The following is a 25,573-nucleotide window of genomic DNA, read 5'->3' as shown; positions in this document are numbered from 1 at the left end:
CACATCAGAAAAAGTCTTGTTGAATCAGATCACTACTCTTGTACGACCTTGGTCAGAGGCTAGCCTCGACTGCCAACCTAGCCATGTCGTTATGCGCTTCAGGCCTTTGAGTCGCGCTCGGCTAGCCCTTAACCTTATGCTCATACAGTCGCGACAGCCGCTGCTGAGCGTCATCACTTCACTCAAGCAGCGGGCATGCTCGCTGTCTAGCCGCCAGATACCCAGAGGACCTCGCATGGCCAGGATCTATCAGGACAACTCGCAAGCCATCGGCAATACGCCGCTGGTCAAGATCAACCGCCTCAGCAGCCATCCACGCCTGTACGCCAAGGTGGAAGCCCGCAACCCGGCGTTCTCGGTCAAGTGCCGTATCGGTGCCAGCATGGTGTGGGACGCCGAAGAACGCGGCGTGCTCAAGCCGGGCATGGAGATCATCGAGCCGACTTCCGGCAACACCGGTATCGCGCTGGCCTTCGTCGGCGCGGCGCGTGGCTACCCCGTCACCCTGACCATGCCTTCCTCGATGAGCATGGAGCGCCGCAAGGTGCTGAAGTCCCTCGGCGCCAACCTGGTGCTGACCGATCCGGCCAAGGGCATGCAGGGTGCCATCGACAAGGCCTGCGAGCTGCAGAAGGCCGAGCCGGAACGCTACTTCCTGCCGCAGCAGTTCTCCAACCCGGCCAACCCGCGCATCCACGAAGAGACCACTGGCCCGGAGCTGTGGGACGCGCTGGACGGCGAAATGGATGTGCTGGTGGCGGGCGTCGGTACCGGCGGAACCATCAGCGGCATCGCCCGCTACTTCAAGACGGTGCGCGGCCTGTCACTCGAGGCCGTGGCGGTGGAGCCGGCAGAATCCACCATCATCACCCAGCGCATGCAGGGCGAGTCGATCACGCCGGCCCCGCACAAGATCCAGGGCATCGGTGCCAACTTCATTCCCGACAACCTGGACCTGACGCTGATCGACCGCGTCGAGCCGGTCGCCAGTGAAGACGCCATGGCCATGGCGCGTCGCATCATGCAGGAAGAAGGCATCATGTGCGGCATCTCCTGCGGTGCGGCGATGACCGCGGCGCTGCGCCTGGCGGAAGACCCGGCCTACGCCGACAAGTCCATCGTCGTCATCCTGCCGGACAGCGGCGAGCGCTACCTGTCCTCGCCGATGTTCGCCGGCATGTTCGACGACGTCGAAGGCTGAGCCTCACGCATTGACCAGGCAAAAGCCGCAAACACGAAGGGCCGCAATCGCGGCCCTTCGTGTGTCTGGCGTTCAATTTCTTTCTGCGTCGCTCAGCGTCAGCGACTCAGCCAAACGTCAGCGACTCAACCAAACGTCAGCAGCTCAAGTCAGACGCCAGCCAATCCGGCTTGAGGCGCGCGGTCGCGGTGCGATCGACCGCTCCGTTCTCGGCCTGCTCCTGCCCTGGCTCTTCCTGGCTCAGCGGCAACTCGCCACCAAGACTGGCGACCAGCTCGCCTTCGCGGAACACCACCAGCTGACCCGGAAGCAGGCGCTGCCACTGCTCGTTGTCGGTGAGCGGATCGGTGGCGATCACCGAGACCACATCGGCATCGGTGGTGTGCTGCTGGAAGTCGACGCTCATCTCGAAGTCGGTGAGACTCGCCTGCCCGAAGGGCGCGCGGCGCGTGATGTGCGCCAGCCTGGTGGAGCAGTAGGCGTAGAGATGCACGCCATCGGAGAGCAGCAGATTGAAGACGCCAAGCCCGCGCAGACGCTCGCACTGGGCGTGCAGATGCCGCCACAGGTCTTCGCACCGGGCCGGCGGATTCGGGAAGGCGCGCCGGATCTCGCCGAGCAGGAAGCAGGCAGCGTGCTCGCTGTCCGTACTGCCCACCGGGCGGTAGTACGGCAGGGGCAGTGCCTGCCAGTCCGCCAGCTGACCGTTGTGGGCATAGCACCACTGCCGACCCCACAGCTCGCGCGTGAACGGGTGGGTATTGGCCAGCGTCACCTGGCCGACATTGGCCTGGCGAATATGGCTGATGACCATCTGCGACTTGATCGGATAGTCGAGAATCATGCGCGCGATGGGCGAATCCACCGACGGATGCGGGTCACGGAATTCGCGATAACCGCCCTCTTCGTAGAAGGCGATTCCCCAACCATCGCGGTGCGGACCAGTACCACCGCCTCGCTGCAGAAAACCGGCGAAGCTGAAGCAGATATCGGTCGGCACATTGGCACTCATGCCGAGCAGTTCACACATGGGGTTCCTCCCGCTGAGTCGGCTTGCGCGTCATGCGACGCACCAACATGATCACTACCAGCAGGCCGATCACACCGGCAACGGCGTAAGCGATCATGCGGCTTTGCGGTGATTCTGCCTCACGTTTGGCAAAGTCCGAAGCTCCTTCGAACCACTGACTGATCAACGCAGGCACCTTGTCGATGGGCAGGCGGCCCTTCACCAGCAGGTCATTGAGGTCTTCCTTCTCCTCTACCGCCTGATCCAGGCCCTGAATCTCACCGAAGGACTCGCCCTCGATGGGCGAGCGGTCCAGATTGGCGGCACGCCGCGCCGCATTCTCGTTGAGGGTATAGGGCGCCAGGTCGATCACCCGTGAGCTCCCGCCCAGTGCGATGCGCGCACTGATCTGCACATCGGCACTGACGTCACGCTCCAGCGGCGGCAGTTCGATACGCCAGCGACTCTCGCCCGCTTCCGCCACGCTCAACGGCTCACCCTGCAGCGTCGCATCCAGCTGGGTATTGGCGGTGTTGAGCAGCGGATGACGCGCGCTGACCTCCAGCGCGCTCGGCGGCGTCGAGTTCTGCGCATTGCCACCGATCGGCTCGACCAGCAGCGGGTCGACCACGCTGGTGCGCTGACTCAACTGACGTGCAAAGGGCGCGCCATCGCGCTGGCCCTCGATGGTCAGCGTCAGGCGAGCACCACCCGGTTGCTGCGGTGGCGGCATGTTGACGCTGAACTGCGCGCCGTCACGCTCAAGACCGCGCTGCTGGGCGCTGGTCACGGCTGCCGTTTCTGCTGACATGCCACCCTCGTCTTCCGGCACCAGACGCGCATTGCCGTCCAGCGTCGCCAGGAAGTCCTGCTCAGCGACATCACGTGCGCCGTCGACCAGCGAGGCTGAGAGGGAATAGCCAAAGCCGCGATACAGCGTGGCCGGCAGCGGGCGCGACACCAGCGCCAGGTCTGACACCACGGTGATGCGGCTGTCGACGCCCACCTGCCCTTCGATACGCCACTGCCCGGCCTCGGGGTCGGTCACGGTGATCAGGTCATAGCGCGGCTGATGTTCCCAGCGCACGCCCTCGGGCAACGATGCCTTGTCGGCCAGCGAATAGCGCTGACCATCCGGTGCGATCAATATCGGCGCGCTGTCATCGGGGCCGTGGAAGACCAGCGCCGTGAATTCCTCGACGCTGCCATCGATGGTGAAGCGCTTGTCCTCGAGCGGCACCAGCTCGCCGGGCACGATACGGTCGAGCGCCCCGAGGAAGGCACGCAGCAGGTCTTCCGGGGTCTCGGCGACCGTCGCCAGCCCGCCGGTGCCATCGGCGACCTGCTGCAGCAGATCGATATCGGCATTGCGCGACAGCGCGACGGTATGCACCGTGATGTTGTGCGCGGCAAGCGTCGGCGTCAGCTCATCGGTGATGCGCTGGCGCGAGGCGCTGTCCGAGGCGGCCTTCTCGCTGCTCGGCTCACGCAGGTCGACCATGCCATCGGAGAGTAGAATGATCTGACGCGGCCCCTGGCCATCGATGCTCACATCGGCGCCTTCGGCGGCGGCACGCAGGCCCGCCTCGAGGTCAGTGTACTGCTCGTAATCGTCCAACCGCCCTTCCAGCCCGCGGGCCGCCTGTTTCCAGCCCGCATCGACCGCGCCCAGCGCCAGCAAGGGCTGTACCTGCTCACCGAAGCCCCACAGCCCCGCACGCGAGCGCTCCGGCAGCAAGGTGACCAGCAGGTCCAGCGCACTGGCGCGCAGATTGGTCGGATCGTTGTGCTTCATGCTGCCGGAGACATCGATCGCCATGCGCAGGTCAGGCGCAATGTCGCGCGCCGAGCCACTGGCTGCGTTCGCGTCACTCGCGACATCCCGGGCCACGAACGGCATCTGCTCAGCCTGTTCGCTGGCCGACTCATCTACCGGCCCACTTACCGGCTCGCTCATCGGCTCACTTGCCGAAGCGTTGGCCGCTGACGACGCCTGCTCGGCGAAGGCCGAGGGCGACGCGAGGCTGATGCCCGCCAGCATCAGGGCCGCCAGCCAGCGCGCCCCCGCAACCTTGGCGACAGGGCCGAATGAAGAGCCGGATACATGCCCTGGTGAACGGACTGGCTCAAGAGACGAAGTGACAGCTACATCACGGGGCATGACAGATCCTTAGTCCACGCTCGGACAATGCACGGCTGGCGCTGATCGAACGACGCTCGATCAGAGCGACGGTTCCTGACGGTCGCGGCCTGCGCGGGTACGCGCCGCCGCACGGGCCGAGGTGCCACGTTTCTCGCTGCGCAAGCTGGCGCCAGCGGCGTGGCCCTCGCGCACTTCCTCATCCTCCTGCTCATGGGCATGAGGCTGGCGGCGCTGCTGGGCGGCGCGGCGACGCTGTTCACGCCCGCGTCCCAGCCACCAGATCACCAGACCCAGCACCACACCGGCCCCGATGCCCAGCACCAGCATGCCGAAGGCCGAGGCCATGCCACCACCATCCTTCTGTATCACGCTGACGGCAAAGGCCACGATGGCTGGCGCAAGGCCGGTGTAGGCATCTTCCGCGACGCTGGCCGTGACGTGAAAACTGGTCGGCACGGCGATCATGCCGGCGATGCCGCCGACGAGGATCCAGCGCAGGAAACGCGGCAGTATTCGCACCGCCATATAGCCGGTAAACAGCACTACCGCTGCCAGGCCAAAATAGATCAGCCACATCTGCGGCAACGAATCGGAAATCATCATGCCCTTCACTCCTGTCATAACATCCTGTCGAGACTGACATTCAGAGGGGTGCCTGTCCTGTGCAGAAGCACCCGACACCTCAGTTCAGCCATCGAGTCATCCCATCATCGGGAGCCACACGTTGCGTGGCACCAGAGGCTGCGCATTCATCTCTCACGGCGGCGATGCCTCCCATGAGGCAAGGGCTTGCGCACGCTGTGGGACAGGCTCAATGTTACACTCCATGCCCGCCCGACACACTCGAGCACCCCACTTTCACGAGGTAGCCATGCCCGATAGCCCCGTCCAGCGCCATTATCGTGCCGATGACCCCGAATGGCACTGGCTTGAAGAACGCGACACGCCAGAGGTCACCACCTTTCTCACGGCGGTCAACGCCGAGAGTGATCGCTGGTTCGCACCGCTCGCGCCGCTGAGCGACGCCCTCTATCACGGCCATCTTGCGCGCCGCGAACTGGCCGTCTCAAGCCTGGCCGAGGCACTGGATCACTACGTCTATTGGAGCGAGACCGCGGCAGACGCCGACTATCCGGTCTGGTGGCGCCATGCGATCGGCGCCGACCCCGCCGATACCCGCCAGCACGAATGCCTGCTGGACCTGCAGAGCCTGTCGCGCCATCACGACTTCGTCGAACTGGGCGAGATGGCCATCTCCCCGGATGAACAGCAACTGGCATGGACTCTGGACACCAGCGGCGACGAGGTGTTCAGCCTGCGTCTTGCAACACTGAACGCGACGGATGGCGACTCACGCAACGCCGGCCACGATGACGAGTGCCTGCTGGAGGATATCGGGCCGGACCTGGTGTGGGCCGAGGACGGCCAGCATCTGCTGTTCACGCGCTATGACAGCACCCAGCGCCCCTTCGAGATCTGGTGTCTGAATGTCACGAGCCGCGCCGAGACGCTGCTCTACCGCGAGGAAGACAGCGAATTCTGGGTCGGCATGGGCAAGACCCGCTCACGCGCCTGGCTGATTCTGGAAACCGCCTCCAAGGACACCAGCGAGACCTGGTTGCTCAAGGCCGATGCCCCGCTGGATGAGATGCGCCTGGTGCGCGCCCGCGAGACCGGTGTCGAGTACGGTGTCGACCACCGCCCCGGCCACTTCTATGTGCTGCACAACAGGCAAGCGCCGCACTTCCAGCTCGATATCGCCTCCGAGCATGCGCCCGGCGACTGGCAGCCGCTGATCGCCACCCGCGATGAGGTGACGCTGGAAGGCGTCGAAGCCTTCAGCTGGGGGCTGATGGTCGATGAACGCGATCACCGTCAGGCCCAGGCATGGCTGCGCGTGATCGAATTCGAGGGCACGGCACAGACACAGGCGATCAGTCGCGACGAACGCCTGGCCATGCCGGAACAACCTCTGAGTCAGGGGCTGGGCGACTGCCCGCATTTCGACGCTCGCCGCCTGCGCATCCGCGAGGAAAGCTTCACCACCCCGCCGAGCTGGATCGAGCTGGACCTCGACACGGGTGCGCGCCGACTGCTCAAGCGCCAGACCGTGCATGGCGATCTCGCGCCCGAACAGTTGATCAGCCGCCGCCTGTGGGCGACGTCCAACGATGGCGAGCAGGTGCCGGTCTCGGTGGTGATGCGTCGCGACCTGTGTGATGACACGGGCCGTCCCCACGCCCCGCTGCCGGTGTTGCTCTACGGCTATGGGGCCTACGGCGAGACGCTGGACCCGTGGTTCTCGATCGCCCGTCTGGAACTGCTGACGCGCGGTGTCGCCTTCGCGGTCGCCCACGTGCGGGGGGGCGGAGACCGTGGCGAGCCCTGGTATCTGGCCGGCAAGCTGGAACACAAGGAAAACAGCTTCAACGACTTCCTCGCCGCGCGTGATGCGCTGGTCGAGCACGGCGTCGGGGCCGCGGATCGCATTGCCGCCTACGGTGCCAGCGCCGGTGGTCTGCTGGTCGGCGCCAGCCTCAACAAGCGCCCAGAGGCCTTCTGCGCCGCGGTGCTCGATGTGCCCTTCGTCGATGTGCTGCGCACCATGGAAAACCCGGAGCTGCCGCTGACCACCGCGGAATACACCGAGTGGGGCAACCCGCACGAGAACGAGGCGCGGCGTCGCATCCGCGCCTATTCGCCGCTGGACAACCTGAGCGCCGCGCCCTATCCGCCGCTGTTCCTGCAGGGCAGCTGGCATGACACCCGCGTGCCCTACTGGGAGCCGGCCAAGCTGTATGCGCGTCTGCGCCAGATGGACTGCACGCCGCATCCGGTGCTGTTGCGCACCGACATGAGCGCCGGACATGGCGGCGCCTCGGGTCGCTTCAAGGCGTGGCATGACAATGCGCGCCAGGACGCCTTCCTGCTGTGGGCGCTGGGCGTGTGCGAGAAAGCTGACGGCAATGAGGCCACGCGCGACAACGACTGAGGTGCCTGTGCTTGCGTGTCTTTCGCACAGCGCTGTGACTGTCGGATAGCACCCTGAAAGCCGCATACGACAAGGCCCCCGCCGGTTACCCGGCGGGGGCCTTGAGTTTCTCGTCAGCTCAAGGTAGCACTACTGACCTGACGAAGGGTGCAGCATGACTGACTCAGCGCGGATCGAGCTTGGCCAGCTTGGTGGCGATACGATCACCATAATCGGCATCCGCCTGACGGAAGTGCGCGATCATCTTGTCCTGGACCACGTGGCTGACGCCAACCATGGTGCCGGCGATGACGTCGGTGATGCGCGTCTTCTGGCCTTCGTCGAACAGACGATAGAGGTTGCCGGCCTGGCTGTAGTTATCCTCATCGCTGTTGTCGTGATAGCCCATCCAGGCGTTCTGCTCCAGCGGCATCGGCGGCTCGGCGACGGTAGCGTCCGGCACCGGGGCGCCCTGGTCAGCACGCTCGTTGGGATAGAAGTTGGTGCGTGAGTACTGGCCACCTTCCTTCGTCTCTCCCGGCACGCCCTGACCGGCCTGGCCGCCCAGCGGGCCGCCACCGTGGCCGGTGACCGGGCACATGCCCGCCATCACGCCATCACGCTGGTAGTGGTTGACCGGGCAGATCGGACGATTGACCGGCAGCTGCTCGGCGTTGGCACCGACACGATAGCGGTGTGCATCGGCGTAGGCCCACAGACGAGACTGCAGCACACGGTCCGGCGAGGCGCCGATACCCGGCACGAAGTTGGACGGCGAGAAGACGGACTGCTCGACTTCCGCGAAGTAGTTCTCCGGGTTGCGGTTGAGCTCCATCTTGCCGATCTCGATCAGCGGGAAGTCACCATGCGGCCACACCTTGGTCAGATCGAACGGGTTGATGTGGTAATCACGTGCCTGCTGCTCGGTCATCACCTGGATGTTGACGGTCCAGCTCGGACGCTCGCCACGCTCGAGGCGGGTGAACATGTCGTGCTGGTGGAAGTCCGGTGCGACCTGTGCCGCTTCGTCATCGGTCAGTGTCTCGTGGCCCTGATCGGTCTTGAAGTGCCACTTGACCCAGACGCGCTCGCCCTTGTCGTTCCACAGGCTCAGCGTGTGCGAGCTGTAGCCGTTCATGGTGGTCAACGACTTCGGGATGCCGCGGTCGGACATCAGGATGGTGACCTGATGCAGCGCCTGCGGATGGTTGGCCCAGAATTCCCAGCGGTTCTGCCAGTCGACCATGTTGGTGCGCGGGTCTTTCTTCTGGGTGTGAATGAAGTCAGGAAACTTGGACGGTTCGCGGATGAAGAACACCGGCGTGTTGTTGCCGACCATGTCCCAGTTGCCTTCCTCGGTATAGAACTTCAAGGAGAAGCCACGCACGTCACGGGTATTGTCGCCGCTGTCCTGGCCACCGGCCACGGTGGAGAAACGCGCCAGCAACGGGGTCTGCTTGCCGACACCCTGCAGGAAGCGGGCGATGGTCAGATCAGACAGGTCACGGGTCAGGGTGAAGGTGCCGTAGGCGGCAACGCCGCGGGCGTGGACGACACGCTCCGGAATGCGCTCACGGTTGAAGTGCGCCAGCTTCTCGAACAGACGCCAGTTGTCGAAGGTCAGTGAACCATTCGGGCCCGCTGTCTGGCTGATGTCATCGTGAGGCACCGGGGCGCCGTTACCTGTGGTATAGCGTGGAGTCTGGGACATGTAGACGTTCTCCTGTCAGGTAGAAAAAAGCGCTATCAAACTCGACTGGCAAGGCCAGATACTGCTGATGTCACATTTTCATGCGCTGCTTGATGTGAAGGCCTGCAGCCCATTGTCGGATCGGGTCGGGGCCGATGCCTGCCCGGCATGTGCTGGCTTGTGACCCCTTGATGCCTATTTACCTTACGCATCTGATGAATCCAGCGATAATCAATTACCAGCATGCCTTCGATAATCAGCCCCTATCACCGAGCCTATCAACCCCTCTCAGCGGCGTGAACCGCAGGACGGCACTCAACCCGACGACATCATCAACCCTGTTTACACCTTATCACCGCCACCCCATCTTCACGTTCACAGATGACCACATCATGACCATGAAAAAGCCCCCTGACCTTCGCAGGTCAGGGGGCTTGGTGAGTCATACCATACCTTGTGGGGCGTCAGCGCCTCATGCTGGCATCTGATTGGCACGCGCATCGCGCGACCACACCCGGTGAGCCATCAGGGCATCACGCAGCGGCAGGCTGGCGGCGAGTACATCATCCACCAGGATGACGCCCTCCTCGACCGACACGCGTGCGGCGGCCAGCAGCTCCTTGCCTTCGCCGATGGCCACGATGGGCTTCAGGTGCTTGTAGGCTTCCTGGACATAATAGAGCCCGAGGCCCGAGCCGCTCAGCGTCTCGACGCTACCCACACCGCCAGCGACGACGACGGCATCCACCGCCACGGACGGCAGGCCATTGAGCATCGCATCCGGCGACAGCATGGTGCCGTCTCCGGCCTTGATCGGCGCCATGCTCGGGGCGATCAACACCCCTTCGGCACCCTCGGCGGCCAGCTGTTCCTTGGTCGAGCGAACATCTTCCATGGCGACGCCATCGGCGGCCAGAATCGCGACCTTGCGGGTGGCGATCGAGTCCGGCAGGCGCGCCATCAGGCTCAGCGCCGGGTCGCTGTCGACCTGGCGGGTGCCCAGTTCACCGTCCGGCGCGGGCTTGCTGGTCGGTGTCTCGATGCCGTGATTCTCACCGACGCGACGTGCCAGCTCCAGATCGATGTTGGGCAGGATCTCGGTGATCACCCGCTCTCGGATCCACGGACGCTCGACCTTGGAAAGCTCGAAGGTGTAGGCCGCGATGATGTGCTCCTTCTCCACGTCAGTCTGACTGTTCCAGAACAGGGTGGCCTGGGAATAGTGATCCCCGAAGGAGGCACTGCGCGCACGTACCTTGTGCGCCTCGATGCGCTCATGATGCGGCTCGAAGCCGCCATGGGCATCGTTGGACGGCGGTGTCTCGGCCGGCCAGCCACCATCGATGGAGTTCGGCTCGTAGGACGCCTGCCCCGTGTTGATGGTCTGTCGATGCTGGGCATCGCGCTGGTTGTTGTGGAACGGGCACACCGGCTGGTTGATGGGAATCTCGTGGAAGTTCGGCCCACCAAGGCGCAGCATCTGGGTATCCAGATAGGAGAACAGACGCCCCTGCAGCAGCGGGTCATTGGAGAAGTCGATCCCCGGCACGATGTTGGCCGGATTGAAGGCGACCTGCTCGGTCTCGGCGAAGTAGTTGTCCGGATTGCGGTCCAGCACCATCTTGCCGATCGGCACCACCGGTACCAGCGATTCGGGGATCAGCTTGGTGGGGTCGAGAATGTCGAAGTCGAAGCTGTGCTCGTCCTTCTCCTCGACCACCTGAATGCCCAGCTCCCACTCCAGCGGTGCACCGCTCTTGATGTCATCCCACATCATGCGACGGTTGAAGTCCGGGTCACGCCCCCACAGCTTCTGGGCTTCATCCCAGATCAGCGAGCAGGTACCGGCCACCGGCTTCCAGTGGAACTTGACGAAGCGCGACACGCCTTCGCTGTCAATCAGACGGAAGGTATGCACACCGAAGCCTTCCATGTTGCGGTAATGACGCGGGAAGGCGCGGTCCGACATGGTCCACAGCACGGTGTGAGTGGTTTCCGGCATCAGTGACACGAAGTCCCAGAAGGTATCGTGGGCCGACTGCCCCTGGGGAATCTCGTTGTGCGGTTCCGGCTTCACCGCGTGCACGAAGTCGGGAAACTTCATCGCGTCCTGGATGAAGAAGACCGGGATGTCATTGCCGACCAGGTCCCAGTTGCCGTCATCGGTATAGAACTTGGTCGCGAAGCCGCGCACGTCGCGCACGGTGTCGTTGGAGCCACGCGAGCCCTGCACGGTCGAGAAGCGCACGAATACCGGCGTCTTCCTGGACGGGTCGCTGAACACACCAGCCTTGGAATATCTGGCGGCATTGTCGTAGGCCTGAAAATACCCGTGCGCGGCCGCGCCGCGCGCGTGAACGATACGCTCAGGAATACGTTCATTGTCGAAGTGGTTCATCTTCTCGCGGAAGATGAAATCTTCCATCAGGGTCGGACCGCGCTCTCCCGCCTTCAGCGAGTTGTGGTTGTCCGCGATGCGCAGCCCCTGGTTGGTACGCAGATCATGCCCTTCGGCGTCGGTGCGATAGGTCTCCAACGCCTCGTCCTTGGCATGGCCATCACCGGCATTGGGCCTGGTGTCGTGCGGCCCATTGCGGTTGGGATGGGTATAGGGGTTCTCTCCCTCTGCCGAGCGATTCTGGCCCTCATGATAGGGGCACTTCGCACTGTCGGCATTCGACGGGGAAGAAGGTGCAGAATCGTGCTCATTGCTCGCCATGCTCAAACGCTCCTGTTTTCGCTAGATCCGCAACGCGCCACTACTGTGGCGCTGGAGGATGATTCGGCCTTGCCGCCTCTTGCCGGCGTACTTCTTGTCCAGGTACTTCCTGTCCAGGTACACACCTCGACAAGGCGCCTCTAGGCGCCGTGACAGATCACCGGGCATTCAGGTACCCCGGGTGACAAGAGGCGTTGCTGCGGCGGGTGGCTACATCGAATCCATCCAGACACCCGCAAGGGACTTCACTTGCTGTTGACGACTGTACTTGCTGCTTGCGCTTGCTAATTCGCGCCTGACGGGGCTCGACAGCGCGCCGTCAGGCTTTGGACTTGACCTTCGAGACGATCCACAGCAACACCACCGCCCCCACGACCGAGACGACCAGCGAGCCGATGATGCCGGTGGTGGCGAGCCCCAGCAGCTTGAAGATGACGCTGCCCAGCAGGCCGCCGACGACACCGACGACGATGTTGCCAAGAATGCCGAAGCTGCCGCCGCGCATGATGTTGCCTGCGATCCAGCCGGCCAGACCACCGATGATCAATCCGAGAATGATACCCATCTGCTGTCTCCTTCCTTACTGATGTACGGGCGCTTGGCGCCGCTGTAAAAGTCTTGGAGACGACGCCATACATTTAAAAGGGGGCGATCTTTCATTTGTCAGAAGGATGAGCCTGGCTGGCCCAGGAAGGCGACCTCGTCAGGCGTGGACTCGCGACCGAGAATCGCATTGCGATGCGGGTAACGGCCGAATCTACGCACGATGTCCGCATGCAGATGCTCGTAGCGCAAGGTGTGCTCGAGACCGGGGCGTGCGAACAATTGTTCGGCGTATTCATGGATGCGCAACGATTCGCTGTGCATCCACGGCATGATCGCGAAGGGCTGCCACGCGATCGGCAAGTGCTCCAGATCGCCCAGCATGACGGCCTGCTGGGAGAGCGCGAGTGCCAGGTTGTCGCCACTGAAGGCGCGCGGCGTATCGCGATGGATATTGCGCGCAAACTGGTCCAGCAGCAGGATTTCCGCCAGCCGCCCACCGGGAGTGGTGCGCCACTCCCACAGTTCACAGGCCTGCGCCTGCTCGAGTAGCTCCGCGAATCGTTCGCGCAGCTGAGCATCGAGGGCATCGCTCTTGCGAAACCAGTCCTTGGGCGTCAGCTGAGTGAACCAGTAATCGAGTACCTGCCGTGCCTGGGGATGGCTGTCCGCGATCAGCCTGGCGGCGTCAGGTTGCGGGGATTCCGAGGGGCTTGAGGGGGGCATGGAGGGGGGCATCGAAGGTGTCCTTGCGTGGAGTCGGGAAGAAAGCCGCGAGACAGGCCTGACGGAGCGCACCACCTTGCACTGCGAGTGCCGGTCCTGAGCAGCGCGTGGTGATCATGGTTCTGACACCGGATCTTCATCTTGAGCGTGGAAAGTAGCCTCTCCCATCAGTGCTGTCAGCCTTTGCGGCCTGTCCCGCGCTGGCTGGTGCCTTGATGTCACTTATGTTGCCACTCTCTACCCCAACCTGACGCCAGACCCTTACAAGGAAGCCCGTCATGTCCCGCCGTCTGTCTGATCTGCTGCCTTTGCGCTCCTCTCGCAAGTCCCACGCCGCTCAAACCACCCCCATATCCCCCTCTTCGCCAAGCGCTGCGCCAGCCGGCAATGACGCTGCGACAGTCACCCCCGCCGGCGCCCCGTCACGGATGGACCGCCGCCAGCTGCTGGGGCGTGGCCTGCAGGGTGCTGGGGTCGGGCTGCTGGCGACCACGGGCCTGCTCGGCGCTCCCGCCATCGTGATGGCTGAGGGGCGGCGACCACGCATGCCCTCTGGCGTGATGAGCGGCGACGTGACCGCCAGCCGCGCCATGCTGTGGAGTCAGAGCGACAAGCCGGCACGCATGCTGATCGAGCTGGCCGACAATCCCGAGATGCGCGGCGCCTTCCAGATGCGTGGCCCGGTGGCCCTGCCGACGGATGGCCTGACCAGCAAGCTGGACCTGACCCGTATCAATACTCGCGCCAACGCCAGCGGCGAGGTCTTCTACCGGGTACGTTACGCAGCGCTGGATGACCACCGCGCCATCAGCGAGGCCACCGCCGGTCGCCTGGTTCTGCCGCCGAGCGCCCAGCGACCGCGCGCCTTGCGCTTCGTGTGGTCCGGCGACACCGTCGGCCAGGGCTGGGGCATCAATCCGGACTTCGGCGGCCTGCGTCTCTACGAGACCATGCGTCAGGTCCAGCCGGACTTCTTCCTCCACTCCGGTGACACCATCTATGCCGATGGCCCGCTCGAGGAGAGCGTCACCCAGCATGACGGCAGCCTGTGGCGCAACATCGTCACACCGGCCAAGTCCAAGGTGGCAGAAACGCTGGACGAGTATCGTGGCCAGTACGCCTACAACCTGATGGACGAGAACCTGCGCCGTTTCAATGCCGAAGTGCCGATGTTCGCCCAGTGGGATGACCACGAGACCACCAACAACTGGTACCCGGGCGAGATTCTCGAGGACAGTCGCTACACCGAGAAGAATCTCGATGTGCTGTCCGCCAATGCGCGGCGTGCCTTCCTCGAGAACATGCCGCTGCGCACCGGCCCAGAGGCGCCGGAGCGCATCCACCGCAACTTCAGCTTCGGGCCGGGGCTCGAGATGTTCATGCTCGACATGCGCAGCTTCCGCGGCGCCAATTCCGCCAACCGCCAGTCCGAGCGTGGCCCCGAGACCGACTTCCTGGGCCGTGATCAGCTTGCCTGGCTCAAGCAGTCGCTCAAGGCCAGCACCGCCACCTGGAAGATCATCGCCTCCGACATGCCCATCGGGCTGCTGGTGCGTGATGGCGACAACTTCGAGAACGGCGCCAATGGCGATGGCGAGGCGCTGGGACGCGAGCAGGAGATTGCCGAACTGCTCAAGTTCGTGCGCGATCACGACATCCAGAATCTGGTCTGGCTGACTGCCGACGTGCATTACACCGCCGCACATCACTATTCGCCCGAGCGCGCCGTCTTCAAGGACTTCACGCCGTTCTGGGAATTCGTCAGCGGTCCGATCCACGCCGGCACCTACGGGCCGGGCGAGCTGGACAATACCTTCGGGCCAAAACTGGAGTTCGTGAAGGCCCCGCCGCAAGGGCGCGCCAATATGTCACCCAGTGAAGGATTCCAGTTCTTCGGCCAGGTGGATCTTGATCCGGAAAGTGAGGCGCTGACCGTCACGCTCAAGGACATCCATGGCGCCTCGCTCTATCAGCAGGTGCTGACTCCCGCCGCCAGCGCCTGACAGCGGTTTCTGTTCCGCCACCCGCTTCTGGCACTCGCGGCTGACTGGCGGCTTGCGATACCAGGTTCTGACAACGACAACGCCCCGCCTCCTGCCGTCGATCGACACGCAAGAGGCGGGGCGTTCTGGTCATGGCGACAGGTCGACAGCCGCTGGCGGGCTATGTCTGCATGAATCAGACAATTACAGAAAAATGTCAGACAAATTGTCAATGGTGAGGGTTCTGCATTTCTTTGACACTGACCGGCACGCCAGATGTCGGTCGCTGACAGCGTGTCTCGTGGTACCGCGCGCCAACGGTGAGGCATGTTCTGCAGACGATGGGCAGCTGAGCAAGCAGGCCTCCGAGCCCTGTTGTTCAACAAGGATAACGCCATGAACGCCCTCACCCTGAGCTCCTTCGTGTTCTTCACGGGGCTGGTCGCCGTGATCACCTGGTGGCTGACCCGTCGTGACGATCATCAACATTCCACCGGCTATTTCCTCGCCGGGCGCAGTCTGACCTTCCCGATCATCGCAGGCTCCCTGCTGATGACCAATCTCTCCACCGAGCAGATGGTGGGCCTCAACGGCGCCGCCTTCACCGACGGCCTCTCCGTGATGGCCTGGGAAGTGGTGGCCGTGGTCTCGCTGGTCGCGATGGCCATGTTCTTCCTGCCACGCTTCCTCAAGAGCGGCATCACCACCCTGCCGGAACTGCTGGCACTGCGCTTCGATCGCACCACCCAACTGCTGGCCAACCTGATCTTCATGCTGGCCTACGCCATCATCCTGCTGCCCAGCATTCTCTACTCCGGCGCCCTCGGCCTGATGGGCGTGCTCGACCTGCACGCCCTGACCGGCATCGACTCGCAGATGGTGCTGCTGACCGGCACCGTGATCGCCGTCGGCATCGCCGGTGCCATCTATGCCCTCTTCGGTGGCCTGCGCTCCATCGCCATCTCCGATACCTTGAACGGCATCGGCCTGCTGATCGGCGGCATGATCATCGTCTACTACGGGCTGGACCGTGTCGGTGACGGCAATGGCATTCTCGCCGGCTGGGAGACGCTCAAGGAGACCCACCCGGAGAAGCTCAATTCGCTGGGCGGGGATGACCAGTCAGTGCCGGTCTCGACCCTATTCACCGGGGTGCTGCTGCTCAACATGTTCTACTGGTGTACCAATCAGCAGATCATCCAACGCACCTTTGCCGCCAAGACTCTGGCCGAGGGCCAGAAGGGCGTACTGCTGACCGGTGCCCTCAAGCTGCTGGGCCCGCTGTACCTGGTGCTGCCGGGCATCATCGCCTATCAACTGTACGCCGGTGACGGCATCAAGGCCGATGCCGCCTATGGCCGGCTGGTCTTCGATGTATTGCCTGCTCCGCTGACCGGCTTCTTCGCTGCGGCGATGGTCGGCGCGATCCTGTCGTCCTTCAACTCGGCGCTCAACTCCACCGCCACCCTGTTCAGCCTCGATGTCTACAAGGCACGCCTCAAGCCCGGTGCCAGCGATGAGGAAGTGGTCACTGCCTCCAAGTGGGCCGGCTGGATCATGGCCGCCGCCGCGATGGCCATCGCGCCGCTGCTGGCGACCCAGGAAAGCCTGTTCGTTTACATCCAGAAGGTGAACTCGATCTACTACATCCCGTTGCTGGCGGTGATCGTGGTAGGTCTGGCCTCCGAGCGCGTACCCGCCATCGCCGCCAATCTGGCGCTGGTACTCGGCTGCGCGGTCATCGGCCTGTTCTACTTCGTGCCGACGCTCTCCGAGCTGGTCGACCAGGTGCACAACTTCCACTTCATCGCCATCGTGCTGGTGGTATTGATCGCTCTGATGCTGGTGATCGGCAAGCTGTCACCGCGTGCCGAACCCTGGGTCCAGCAGGATGTCGGCGCCATCGACATGACGCCCTGGGCCGGCACGCGTATCGCCAGCATCGTTCTGCTGGTACTGGTGATGGTGATCTATCTGGCCTTCGCCGGCTGATCGCTCCACTCGCCAGGGCGACTGCACGACACACGTTCTCGACATGACAGTACGGCATGACCGAAAGAGAGGACCACAGGAAATGACCACGCCGGCGCCCCGCCATCCTCGCCGATGGCGGGGCGCCGGCGTATCTAGTCGGGCATCAAGGATGCCCCGCAATGCGCGGCAAGCGCCGCGACATGCATCTTTTCAAGATCCTGCGCTCAGCGACTGATGCCAGAAACTGAGAAGGGATGCCCACCTGCCCATCCTCAACGCTCAATCGACGCCGAGCCCGCCACAAAACCAACGTATGTTCTACAAATGGCGGATAGCGAGATATCGGGAGATACCTACACTATCGCCAGCCTTGCCCTGAATGTTATCGGTAAGTCTCATCACGGACGATGACACAGCCTGCTGTGTGCATTGCATCGCCACGGCCTTGTCGGCAGCGAATCTCTCCCCGGGCAACCTGCCCATTTCCCGAAGATTCGCCGCCGCAGGCCCACAGGAATCTCCCCATGCATGCCCTTACCCTTGTTTCTTTCGTGTTCTTTACCGGCCTGGTCGCCGCCTTGACCTGGTGGTGGACACATCGCGATGACACCTCGCATTCCACCGGCTATTTCCTCGCCGGACGCAGTCTGACCTTCCCGCTGATCGCGGGCTCGCTGTTGATGACCAACCTGTCCACCGAACAGATGGTCGGCCTGAATGGCGCCGCCTTCACCGATGGCCTGTCGGTGATGGCCTGGGAAGTCATGGCGGTACTGGCCATGGTGGTGATGGCGATGTTCTTCCTGCCACGCTTCCTCAAGAGTGGCATCACCACCCTGCCCGAGCTGCTGGCCTTGCGCTTCGGACGCAGCACCGAGCTGATCACCAACCTGATCTTCCTGTTCGCCTACGCGGTGATCCTGCTGCCGATCATCCTCTACTCCGGTGCCATCGGCCTGCAGGGCATGCTGGATCTGCCCTCGCTGACCGGCATCAGCTCGCCCAATGCGCTGCTGTGGATGACCATCTGGGTGGTCGGCATCATCGGCGCCATCTATGCCCTGTTCGGCGGCATGCGCTCCATCGCCATCTCCGACACCTTGAACGGCGTGGGCCTGTTGATCGGCGGCATGCTGATCGTCTATTTCGGCCTCGATGCGGTGAGTGATGGTCAGGGCGTGATGGCCGGCTGGGACACGCTGACCGCCGCCAACCCGGAGAAATTCAACTCCATGGGTGGTGAAGGCCAGTCGGTGCCCTTCTCGACCCTGTTCACCGGCGTGATGATCATCAACTTCTTCTACTGGTGTACCAACCAGCAGATCATCCAGCGCACCTTCGCCGCCAAGACCCTCGCCGAGGGCCAGAAAGGCGTACTGCTGACCGGTGCCCTCAAGCTGCTGGGCCCGCTGTATCTGGTGATTCCCGGCATCATCGCGTATCACCTCTATGCCTCTTCCGGCGTCAAGGCCGACAGCGCCTACGGCCAGCTGGTCTTCGATGTGCTGCCCGCACCGCTGACCGGCTTCTTCGCCGCGGCGATGGTCGGGGCGATCCTGTCGTCCTTCAACTCGGCGCTGAACGCCACCACCACGCTGTTCTCCACCGGTATCTACAAGGCGCATCTGCGTCGTGATGCCAGCGACGAGGAAGTGGTCAAGGTCTCCAAGGGCTTCGGCTGGGTGCTGGCGATCGCCTCCATGACCCTCGCGCCGCTGCTGGCCGGTCAAGAGAGCCTGTTCGGTTACCTGCAGAAGATGAATGCCATCTACTTCATCCCGATCTTCGCCGTGGTGCTGATGGGGCTGCTGACGCGTCGCGTGCCGACCATCGCCGCCAACCTGGCGCTGCTGATCGGTTGCAGCGTGATCGGGGTGGTCTACTTCGTGCCGGCCTTCTCCGGCGTGCTTGACGTGATCCACGAGTTCCACTTCGTCGGCCTGGTATTCGTGCTGCTGATCGCGATGATGCTGATCATCGGCAAGCTGGCGCCGCGTGACGAGCCGTGGATCCAGCAGGATGTCGGCGCCATCGACATGACGCCCTGGAAAGGTGCCAAGGTCTGTGCACTGCTGCTGGTCGTGCTGGTGATCGCCATCTATCTGGCCTTCATCTGACGCCTGCCGACGAGCTTGCCCCGGCGCCAAATCGTCATCAATCGTGTATCACGCCCCGTGATGTCCTCCCGGACACGCGGGGCGTGTGCATTTCAGGCATGCTGGATGAGTCGCTCACCACCGAGGTCTTACATGTCCCGCTACCGCCGTCGTTGCTGTCGTCCGCGTCTCAAGATGCTGGCACTGTGCTTGTCCCTGCTCGCCTCACTGATGTCAACACCGCTCAGTCAGGCCGCCGAGCGCTGGCAGCGGGCCGATGTGCTGACGGACAGCTTCATGGAAGTGGCGCTCAAGCGTGAATACCTACCCGGCAGCAGCGCCTCGCTGGTGCGCTGGCAGGAACCGATCACGGTCTGGGTCGACTCGCAACTGGGCGACTCATCTCTGCAGCGACAGATGAGCGAGATCCAGTTCCGTCATCTATCCACCATCACCGGTCATCCGCTGAGTTTCGTGTCTTCCGCCATGGAGGCCAATCTGCGCATCGCCTTCATACCCCGGGACCACATGACGCGCGAGGCCACCGCCTATGTCGGCAAGCAGCAGGCCGCCACCCCGGGCATGCGCAAGGCTCTGCGGGAAGGCGTATGCCTGACGCTGTTCAAGACCGGGCCAGATCACGCCATCACCAGCGGCCTGATCCTGATCCCCGCGAACTATGCCCGCCAGAAGGCGCGTCTGGTGGACTGCGTCGTCGAGGAGAGCGCCCAGCTGATGGGGCTGCCCAATGATTCGGATAACGTCTTTCCCTCCGTCTTCAGTGACGTCACGGTGGATACCTGGCTGAGCCCGCTGGATTACGTGCTGCTCAAGATGCTGTATGCCTCGGAACTCTCTCCCGGCATGTCAGCTACACAGGTCCGCGCTGCGCTGCCCGCAGTCATCCAGCGCCTTGCCGAGCAGGGCGAGCTGTCACACGCCATTCACCGTGTGCGCCAGGGCAGCCTGCGGGAATGGGCGGGAGACTAGGCGCGCCGTGAGCGCAATCCTGGGCACGGAGTTGGAACGCCTGGACGGAGTACAGGCATAATCAGGTCAGGCGCGCCGGGCGCCGACATCCGACGGAGCTGCGCCTTCATGCCACTATCTTCTCCCGCTGCCGACCGGGCACGCCTGCCCTTGGCCGTCACGCTGCTGTCGCTGTGTCAGGCCTTGCTGGTCAGCGGCAACATCCTGCTGATCGCGGTCTCACCACTGATCGGTGCCCAGCTGGCCTCGAGCAGCTGGTCGACCGCGCCGGTCGCCACCCAGTGGCTGGGACTGATGTGTGCCACCATTCCCGCCTCGCTGATCACCGCCCGCCTCGGGCGGCGACGTGGCTTCGTGCTCGGCAATCTGTGCGGGCTGGCTGGCGCGGGGCTGGCCGTGCTGGCGCTGCATCTGCAGCATTTCGGGCTGTTCCTGCTCGCCACCTGGCTGGTGGGCATCGGCATCGGCTTCGGTCAGCTGTATCGCTTCGCCGCGATGGAGGTCGCCCCGGAGGAGCAGCGCGAACGCGCCATCGGGCTGGTAATGGGAGGTGGCGTGCTGGCGGCCTTCTTCGGACCCTGGCTTGCCCGCACCAGTCATGCGCTGGCCGACACGCCCTTCCTGGGCAGCTTCATCGGGCTGGGGGCGCTCTATCTGCTGGCGCTTCTCTTGCTGGCCTTCATCCGCCTGCCCAGCGAGAGCAATGCCCGGTCAGCCGACGATGATGCAGTGGAACCTGCACGCCCTCTGGGCGTGATCCTGCGTCAGCCGACCTTCCTGCTGGCCGTGCTCAGCGCGATGGTCGGCTATGGAGTGATGAATCTGGCGATGACGGCCACACCGCTGGCGATGGCCCATGCCGGACACGGCTTCGGTCACGTCGCCACCATCATCCAATGGCATGTGGTCGCCATGTTCCTGCCGTCCTTCTTCACCGGGCGGCTGGTCGCCCGCTTCGGATCGGGCACCATGATCGTGGCAGGCTGTGGCTTTCTGCTGGCAAGTCTTGCCACCGCGCAGCTGCTGGCCGTCGACTACCTGACGGGAACCCAGGGGTTCTTCCTCGGTCTCATCCTGCTCGGCATCGGCTGGAACTTCACCTTCCTGCCCGCCACCACGCTGCTGACCCACTGCCATCGACCCAACGAGAAGGCCCGCACCCAGGCTGCCAACGAGTTCCTCGTCTTCACCACCGGGGCGGTGACGGCGCTGCTGGCCGGCCCCCTGGTCAGCACGCTGGGCTGGGCGCTGCTCAACCTGCTGCTGATCCCCGCCTGCCTGCTGCCCATCGCCCTGCTGGCGTGGCGTCAGCTTGCCTTGCGCGCCGATCGCCCGCAGATAGAGGGATGATGGCGAGCCGAGCGGCGCACGCTGAAAAGTCCCGACCATCACCCAGCTCACCTTCACCTGCCAGGACGTCTGCACGTCGCGCCGCCGCCTCGCCCCCACTGACAGGGAATGCCTGATGTTCAACACCATGACCCGCAACGCCCGCCAGCTTGCCCGCGATGTGGGCCGCGAAGCACATGACCTGCTGGAGCGCGGCCTCGACCGCCAGCTGCGCCTCGCCGTCACGGGCCTGTCCGGCGCCGGCAAGACGGCGTTCCTCGTCTCGCTGATCGAACAGCTGCGCCATGCCGGACTCGGTGCGCGCCTGGAACTGCTGCCCGCCGCACGCGATGGCCGCCTGCTCGGCGCGGAACGCGTCAGCCAGCCGGACCTCTCCATCCCGCGCTTCCCGCTGGAGGCCGGCTTGCGCTCGCTGTCCGGCCAGCAGGCGCACCACGGCCCCGAATGGCCGACGCCGACCCGCAGCATCAGCGAACTGCGCCTCAAGATAGGCTTTCGCCCCACCTCGCGCGCCGCGCGCATGCTCGACAGCCAGCGCGCCACCCTGACGCTGGACCTGATCGACTATCCCGGCGAATGGCTGCTGGACCTGCCGATGCTGGAGCAGGACTTCAGCGGCTGGAGCAGTGAGTGCGAGACCCGGCTGGCCGACGGTCGTGGCGACTGGGCGCAGGACTGGATGGCGGCCATCGAGGGCCTGACACCGGACAGCGAAGTGGATGAAGACCGCCTCGCCGAGATCGCGAGCCTCTATACCGACTATCTGCACGCCGCGCGCCGCAAGGGTGGCTTCGTCGACCTGACACCGGGCCGCTTCCTGCTGCCTGGCGAGCTGGACGAGGCGCCGGTACTGCAGTTCTTCCCGCTGCCGGGGCTCGGTGACTGGACACCCGACGCGTTGGCCGCCCTGCCGGAAGCCAGCCTGTATCGCACCCTGGCGCGGCGCTTCGATCACTATCGCCGCCGCGTGGTGCGCCCTTTCTATCACGACCACTTCCGGCGCTTTGATCGCCAGATCGTGCTTATCGACGTGCTGGGCGCGCTGAATGCCGGCCCGGCGCCCTTCCGCGACCTGAGCCGTGCGCTGGACAAGCTGTTCGACAGCTTCGCCTATGGCCGCCGCCACCTGCTGGCGCGCCTGATCGACCGCCGCATCGACCGCCTGGCCATCGCCGCCACCAAGGCCGACCACGTCACGCCGGAGCAGCATGGCGCGATGCGCGACCTGCTCGAGCAGCTGCTGGCGGACCCGCTCAAGCGCCTGCGCTATCGCGATGTACCACTCAAGGCCTTCACCATCGCCGCCATCCGCGCCAGCGAGGCGCGTGAGGTGGTAGAGAATGGCCAACGTCATCCGGCACTGGCGGGACAACTGCTCGGCGAGCACGAGGGGGCGAGTGACTTGGACACGCAAGGCGCTGGCCGCGAGTCCGTTCTGCTGTTCCCGGGCGAGGTGCCTTCACGGCTGCCCGACCCGAATTTCTGGGCCGAAAGTCGCTTCGACTTCCCCCACTTCGCTCCGCCGAAGATCGACGGCAATGCGCCACCTCACATTCGCATGGACGCCGTGCTCGACTGGCTGCTGGGAGACCACCTGAAATGACTACCGAATCCCGCCATCCGCGCCCGGGCAAACGCTTCACGAGCCCCGGTTCGACAAAGGCCGATGCCGCCTCGACCTCCTATGCAGAGCGCCCCACCGAGAGCGCATCGAAGAGCGCGGCAGAGGCCCTGCGCGGCGCGCGTCACTTCTCGCCGGAGATGGAAAGCCAGCCGCTGGCGGCGGCCGAACCGGAACCCGCCACGCCGGGGCTCGATGCGACGCTGAGCGCCCGGCCACGTCATCGCGGCCTCAAATGGCTGCTGCTCGGCACCCTGACACTCGGGGGTGTCGAAGCCGGTCATGCGCTGTATCAGGCGGCCATGGGCGGGGATCTGATCGCCGGTGCCTGGGGTCTGCTGGGCCTTGGCGCCATCGGGCTTGGCGCCCGCGCGCTGGGCAAGGAGCTCTTCAGGCTGCGTCACCTGCGCAGGCACGTCGCGCTGCGCGCCGAGCTGGAAGAACATCAGCAGGATGACTTTGGCCAGAAAAGCTTTGGCCAAAAGGGCTTTGGTCAGCGCGGTGATGCGCTGTCCACGCCTGACGAGGACTCAGCCAAGACCGGCGGCAAGACAGGCGGCAAGGCCGACAGCCCGCAGGAAGACCTGCTCGAACAGCTGCGTCGTCAAATGAAGCTCGGCGATGATGACGCTGGCGTACGCGCCTGGCGCGCCGCCTGTGAAGCGCATCACTCCCCGTCGGAGCGCCGCGAGCTGTTCGCCTTCCACGTGCTGGGGCCGCGGGACCGTGAGGCGCGGCGTCTGATCTCGCGCATGAGTGGCGAGACGGCGGTGATGGTGGCGGTCTCGCCGCTGACCTGGGTCGACATGAGCCTGGTGGCCTGGCGCGGGCTGCGCATGATGGAGCGCCTGTCGCGCCTCTACGGCCTGGAGCTGGGCTATGCCAGCCGCCTGCGGCTGTTCAAGGAGGTGCTGGCCTCGATGGCCTTCGCCGGTGCCAGCGAACTGGCCGCCGAGGCCAGCATGGACCTGCTGTCGATGAATCTGGCCGGCCGCCTCTCCACCAAGGCCGGTCAGGGATTGGGCAGTGGCCTGATGAACGCACGTCTCGGCCTGCGAGCCATGCGCCTGCTGCGCCCCATCCCCTTCCATGCAGAGGAGGTGCCGCGCATCGGTGAGCTGCGCGCGGAGCTGTTCTCGCGCATGCGCAAGGCCGACAAGGGCGAGGACGACCCAAGCTGAGCAGGCCGCGACCTCCCCTGCCACTACCTCGAAAGCAAGACGCGCGCCTCTGATTGCTGGCCATTCGGCCTTCAGGGCGCGCGTCTTTCGTGAGTCATCTCACCTTCGATGGTTTCAGCCTTCGCTGGTTTCAGCCTTCGCTGGCGATGCCGGCCTCCAGCCACTTCATCACGCGCAGCGCCTCATGGGGTGAGGTCGGATTGCCGCCCTGGCCACGAATGCAGTCGCGCAGCCCCGCATACCAGGCCGGATAGTCGCCATCGCGGCCCTGATGGGTGCCGCCCACCAGCACCTGCTCGCCTTCGGCGCCATCCGGGTCGGCCTCCAGCACGGTCAGCATCCCGGGACGCGCATCCCGCCCCCACTGGCGCGCCTGACGCTCCAGCGGGTCACGCGAGGGCCAGTCACCAGCCTTGAGGCAATCCTCCTGAGGGTCGAGCCCGAACACCACGAAGCTGCCACGGGTGCCGTGCGCGGCGAAGCGTGCCGTCGACGCCGCCGTCAGAGCACTGGCGTGCAGCTCCACCACCAGACCGGGGTGCCCTGGATGGTGGGCGTAATCGAGCACGGCGTGGAAGAAATCATCGGTCACCGCGCCCTCGCGCTGGGTGCGACGCGTGAGCTGGATGGTGCTCGGCTCGCCGAACAGGCACAGCGCCTGATCCAGCAGATGCGGACCGAGGTCATACCACAGGCCGCTGCCGGGCAGTGCCTGTTCACGCCAGCGGTTCGGCACCGTCGGACGGAAGCGGTCGAAGTGGGATTCCAGATGCGCGATACGGCCCAGCGTGCCGTCGTTGATCAATTCCGCCAGCGTCAGGAAGTCGGCATCGAAGCGCCGATTGTGAAATACCGCCAGCACCCGTCCGGCCTGCTCGGCCTGGCGGGTCAGGGCCTCACCTTCTTCAAGCGTCACCGTGAAGGGCTTGTCGACGACCACATGCTTGCCTGCCGCCAGCGCCGCAGAGGCCAGCGGGGCGTGGGTCTCGTTGGGCGTCGCGATGATGATCAGGTCGATGTCGTCACGCGCAAGCAAGGCCTCCGGGGTGGCCTCCACCTCAAGCTGCGGACGCTCGGCCCTGACGATCTCGGGCCGCGAGGTGGACAGTGCCACCAGAGCCAGCCCGTCCGTGGCCTCGATCAAGGGCGCGTGGAAGGTGCGTACCGCCATGCCATAACCGATCAGCCCGACCCGGATCGCGCTCTCGGAGGGGAAGGCGGCGCCGTGCCATGCGGCGGTGTCGCTGTGCTCATCATTATCGGGGTGGGCTATGCGGCTCATCGGGCATCCTTGTCGTTGGCGCAATCTTTGGGGAGTCGTACCTGGCAGCGCCATCCTAGCAAGGCTCCCGTGCCACAGACAGAGATGACAGCCGC

Annotated in this window: 17 protein-coding genes; 9 read left to right on the top strand and 8 right to left on the bottom strand. The window is 64.5% G+C overall.

Going from position 1 to position 25,573, the window contains the following annotated elements:
* The first annotated feature begins 235 nt into the window (after positions 1-235).
* On the top strand, positions 236-1,201 hold the full coding sequence (gene cysK / locus NH396_RS09435) for a cysteine synthase A (protein WP_176676193.1): 966 nt from the start codon (positions 236-238) through the stop codon (positions 1,199-1,201).
* 136 nt (positions 1,202-1,337) lie between these two features.
* On the opposite strand, the gene NH396_RS09430 is transcribed toward cysK, so the two are convergent.
* The 3 genes from NH396_RS09430 to NH396_RS09420 are packed head-to-tail and all read right to left on the bottom strand — an operon-like array spanning position 1,338 to position 4,956.
* Entirely contained in the window at positions 1,338-2,231 is an 894-nt protein-coding gene (locus tag NH396_RS09430) for a class II glutamine amidotransferase (protein WP_176676192.1), read from the bottom strand.
* Complete coding sequence (locus NH396_RS09425; RefSeq protein ID WP_176676191.1) at positions 2,224-4,371, bottom strand: vWA domain-containing protein; 2,148 nt, start codon at positions 4,369-4,371, stop codon at positions 2,224-2,226. The genes NH396_RS09430 and NH396_RS09425 overlap by 8 nt, the downstream gene beginning before the upstream one ends.
* Before the next feature lie 60 nt (positions 4,372-4,431).
* On the bottom strand, positions 4,432-4,956 hold the full coding sequence (locus NH396_RS09420; RefSeq protein WP_176676190.1) for a hypothetical protein: 525 nt from the start codon (positions 4,954-4,956) through the stop codon (positions 4,432-4,434).
* Positions 4,957-5,224: 268 nt separating this feature from the next.
* On the opposite strand from NH396_RS09420, the gene NH396_RS09415 reads away from it, so the two are divergent.
* The gene (locus NH396_RS09415; RefSeq protein ID WP_253063158.1) at positions 5,225-7,345 is read left to right on the top strand and encodes a prolyl oligopeptidase family serine peptidase; all 2,121 of its coding nucleotides are present in this window, start codon (positions 5,225-5,227) and stop codon (positions 7,343-7,345) included.
* 163 nt (positions 7,346-7,508) lie between these two features.
* Here the strand turns inward: NH396_RS09415 and NH396_RS09410 are convergent, their stop codons facing one another.
* The 4 genes from NH396_RS09410 to NH396_RS09395 form a co-directional block, all read right to left on the bottom strand.
* Positions 7,509-9,035, bottom strand: a complete 1,527-nt coding sequence (locus NH396_RS09410) for a catalase (RefSeq protein WP_176676188.1) — start codon at positions 9,033-9,035, stop codon at positions 7,509-7,511.
* Positions 9,036-9,486: 451 nt separating this feature from the next.
* Positions 9,487-11,733, bottom strand: coding sequence for a catalase HPII (gene katE / locus NH396_RS09405; protein ID WP_176676187.1), 2,247 nt, complete (start codon positions 11,731-11,733; stop codon positions 9,487-9,489).
* A gap of 319 nt (positions 11,734-12,052) precedes the next feature.
* Positions 12,053-12,298, bottom strand: a complete 246-nt coding sequence (locus NH396_RS09400; protein WP_176676186.1) for a GlsB/YeaQ/YmgE family stress response membrane protein — start codon at positions 12,296-12,298, stop codon at positions 12,053-12,055.
* 98 nt (positions 12,299-12,396) lie between these two features.
* A complete protein-coding gene (locus tag NH396_RS09395) occupies positions 12,397-13,014 on the bottom strand; it encodes a DUF924 family protein (protein ID WP_253063156.1) in 618 nt (205 codons plus the stop codon).
* 266 nt (positions 13,015-13,280) lie between these two features.
* Between NH396_RS09395 and NH396_RS09390 the strand changes: the two genes are divergently transcribed.
* The 7 genes from NH396_RS09390 to NH396_RS09360 all read left to right on the top strand — a co-directional run bounded on the left by NH396_RS09390 (position 13,281) and on the right by NH396_RS09360 (position 24,196).
* Positions 13,281-15,005 (top strand): alkaline phosphatase D family protein, encoded by a 1,725-nt coding sequence (locus NH396_RS09390; protein ID WP_253063154.1) that lies wholly within the window; start codon positions 13,281-13,283, stop codon positions 15,003-15,005.
* Positions 15,006-15,380: 375 nt separating this feature from the next.
* Positions 15,381-16,976: a solute:sodium symporter family transporter gene (locus NH396_RS09385; RefSeq protein WP_176676185.1), complete on the top strand. Its 1,596-nt coding sequence runs from the start codon at positions 15,381-15,383 to the stop codon at positions 16,974-16,976.
* A gap of 506 nt (positions 16,977-17,482) precedes the next feature.
* Positions 17,483-19,075, top strand: coding sequence for a solute:sodium symporter family transporter (locus NH396_RS09380; RefSeq protein ID WP_176676184.1), 1,593 nt, complete (start codon positions 17,483-17,485; stop codon positions 19,073-19,075).
* 132 nt (positions 19,076-19,207) lie between these two features.
* On the top strand, positions 19,208-20,044 hold the full coding sequence (locus NH396_RS09375) for a DUF2927 domain-containing protein (RefSeq protein WP_253063152.1): 837 nt from the start codon (positions 19,208-19,210) through the stop codon (positions 20,042-20,044).
* A 144-nt stretch (positions 20,045-20,188) separates the two neighbouring features.
* Positions 20,189-21,394 (top strand): MFS transporter, encoded by a 1,206-nt coding sequence (locus NH396_RS09370; protein ID WP_176678252.1) that lies wholly within the window; start codon positions 20,189-20,191, stop codon positions 21,392-21,394.
* Positions 21,395-21,509: 115 nt separating this feature from the next.
* Positions 21,510-22,997, top strand: a complete 1,488-nt coding sequence (locus tag NH396_RS09365) for a YcjX family protein (RefSeq protein ID WP_253063142.1) — start codon at positions 21,510-21,512, stop codon at positions 22,995-22,997.
* Entirely contained in the window at positions 22,994-24,196 is a 1,203-nt protein-coding gene (locus NH396_RS09360; RefSeq protein ID WP_253063140.1) for a TIGR01620 family protein, read from the top strand. Before NH396_RS09365 ends, NH396_RS09360 begins: the two co-directional genes overlap by 4 nt.
* 130 nt (positions 24,197-24,326) lie before the next feature.
* Here the strand turns inward: NH396_RS09360 and NH396_RS09355 are convergent, their stop codons facing one another.
* Complete coding sequence (locus NH396_RS09355; protein WP_176676182.1) at positions 24,327-25,478, bottom strand: oxidoreductase; 1,152 nt, start codon at positions 25,476-25,478, stop codon at positions 24,327-24,329.
* Positions 25,479-25,573 lie beyond the last annotated feature (95 nt).

This window comes from Cobetia sp. Dlab-2-AX, from assembly GCF_024124625.1.
GTDB lineage: Bacteria > Pseudomonadota > Gammaproteobacteria > Pseudomonadales > Halomonadaceae > Cobetia.
This window is presented reverse-complemented; position numbering and strand designations above follow the sequence as displayed.

Excerpts from the sequence above, each read along its gene's own strand:
- cysK (WP_176676193.1), top strand. The coding sequence starts at position 236 with ATGGCCAGGATCTATCAGGACAACTCGCAAGCCATCGGCAATACGCCG.
- NH396_RS09430 (WP_176676192.1), bottom strand. The coding sequence starts at position 2,231 with ATGTGTGAACTGCTCGGCATGAGTGCCAATGTGCCGACCGATATCTGC.
- NH396_RS09425 (WP_176676191.1), bottom strand. The coding sequence starts at position 4,371 with ATGCCCCGTGATGTAGCTGTCACTTCGTCTCTTGAGCCAGTCCGTTCA.
- NH396_RS09420 (WP_176676190.1), bottom strand. The coding sequence starts at position 4,956 with ATGATGATTTCCGATTCGTTGCCGCAGATGTGGCTGATCTATTTTGGC.
- NH396_RS09415 (WP_253063158.1), top strand. The coding sequence starts at position 5,225 with ATGCCCGATAGCCCCGTCCAGCGCCATTATCGTGCCGATGACCCCGAA.
- NH396_RS09410 (WP_176676188.1), bottom strand. The coding sequence starts at position 9,035 with ATGTCCCAGACTCCACGCTATACCACAGGTAACGGCGCCCCGGTGCCT.
- katE (WP_176676187.1), bottom strand. The coding sequence starts at position 11,733 with ATGGCGAGCAATGAGCACGATTCTGCACCTTCTTCCCCGTCGAATGCC.
- NH396_RS09400 (WP_176676186.1), bottom strand. The coding sequence starts at position 12,298 with ATGGGTATCATTCTCGGATTGATCATCGGTGGTCTGGCCGGCTGGATC.
- NH396_RS09395 (WP_253063156.1), bottom strand. The coding sequence starts at position 13,014 with ATGCCCCCCTCCATGCCCCCCTCAAGCCCCTCGGAATCCCCGCAACCT.
- NH396_RS09390 (WP_253063154.1), top strand. The coding sequence starts at position 13,281 with ATGTCCCGCCGTCTGTCTGATCTGCTGCCTTTGCGCTCCTCTCGCAAG.
- NH396_RS09385 (WP_176676185.1), top strand. The coding sequence starts at position 15,381 with ATGAACGCCCTCACCCTGAGCTCCTTCGTGTTCTTCACGGGGCTGGTC.
- NH396_RS09380 (WP_176676184.1), top strand. The coding sequence starts at position 17,483 with ATGCATGCCCTTACCCTTGTTTCTTTCGTGTTCTTTACCGGCCTGGTC.
- NH396_RS09375 (WP_253063152.1), top strand. The coding sequence starts at position 19,208 with ATGTCCCGCTACCGCCGTCGTTGCTGTCGTCCGCGTCTCAAGATGCTG.
- NH396_RS09365 (WP_253063142.1), top strand. The coding sequence starts at position 21,510 with ATGTTCAACACCATGACCCGCAACGCCCGCCAGCTTGCCCGCGATGTG.
- NH396_RS09360 (WP_253063140.1), top strand. The coding sequence starts at position 22,994 with ATGACTACCGAATCCCGCCATCCGCGCCCGGGCAAACGCTTCACGAGC.
- NH396_RS09355 (WP_176676182.1), bottom strand. The coding sequence starts at position 25,478 with ATGAGCCGCATAGCCCACCCCGATAATGATGAGCACAGCGACACCGCC.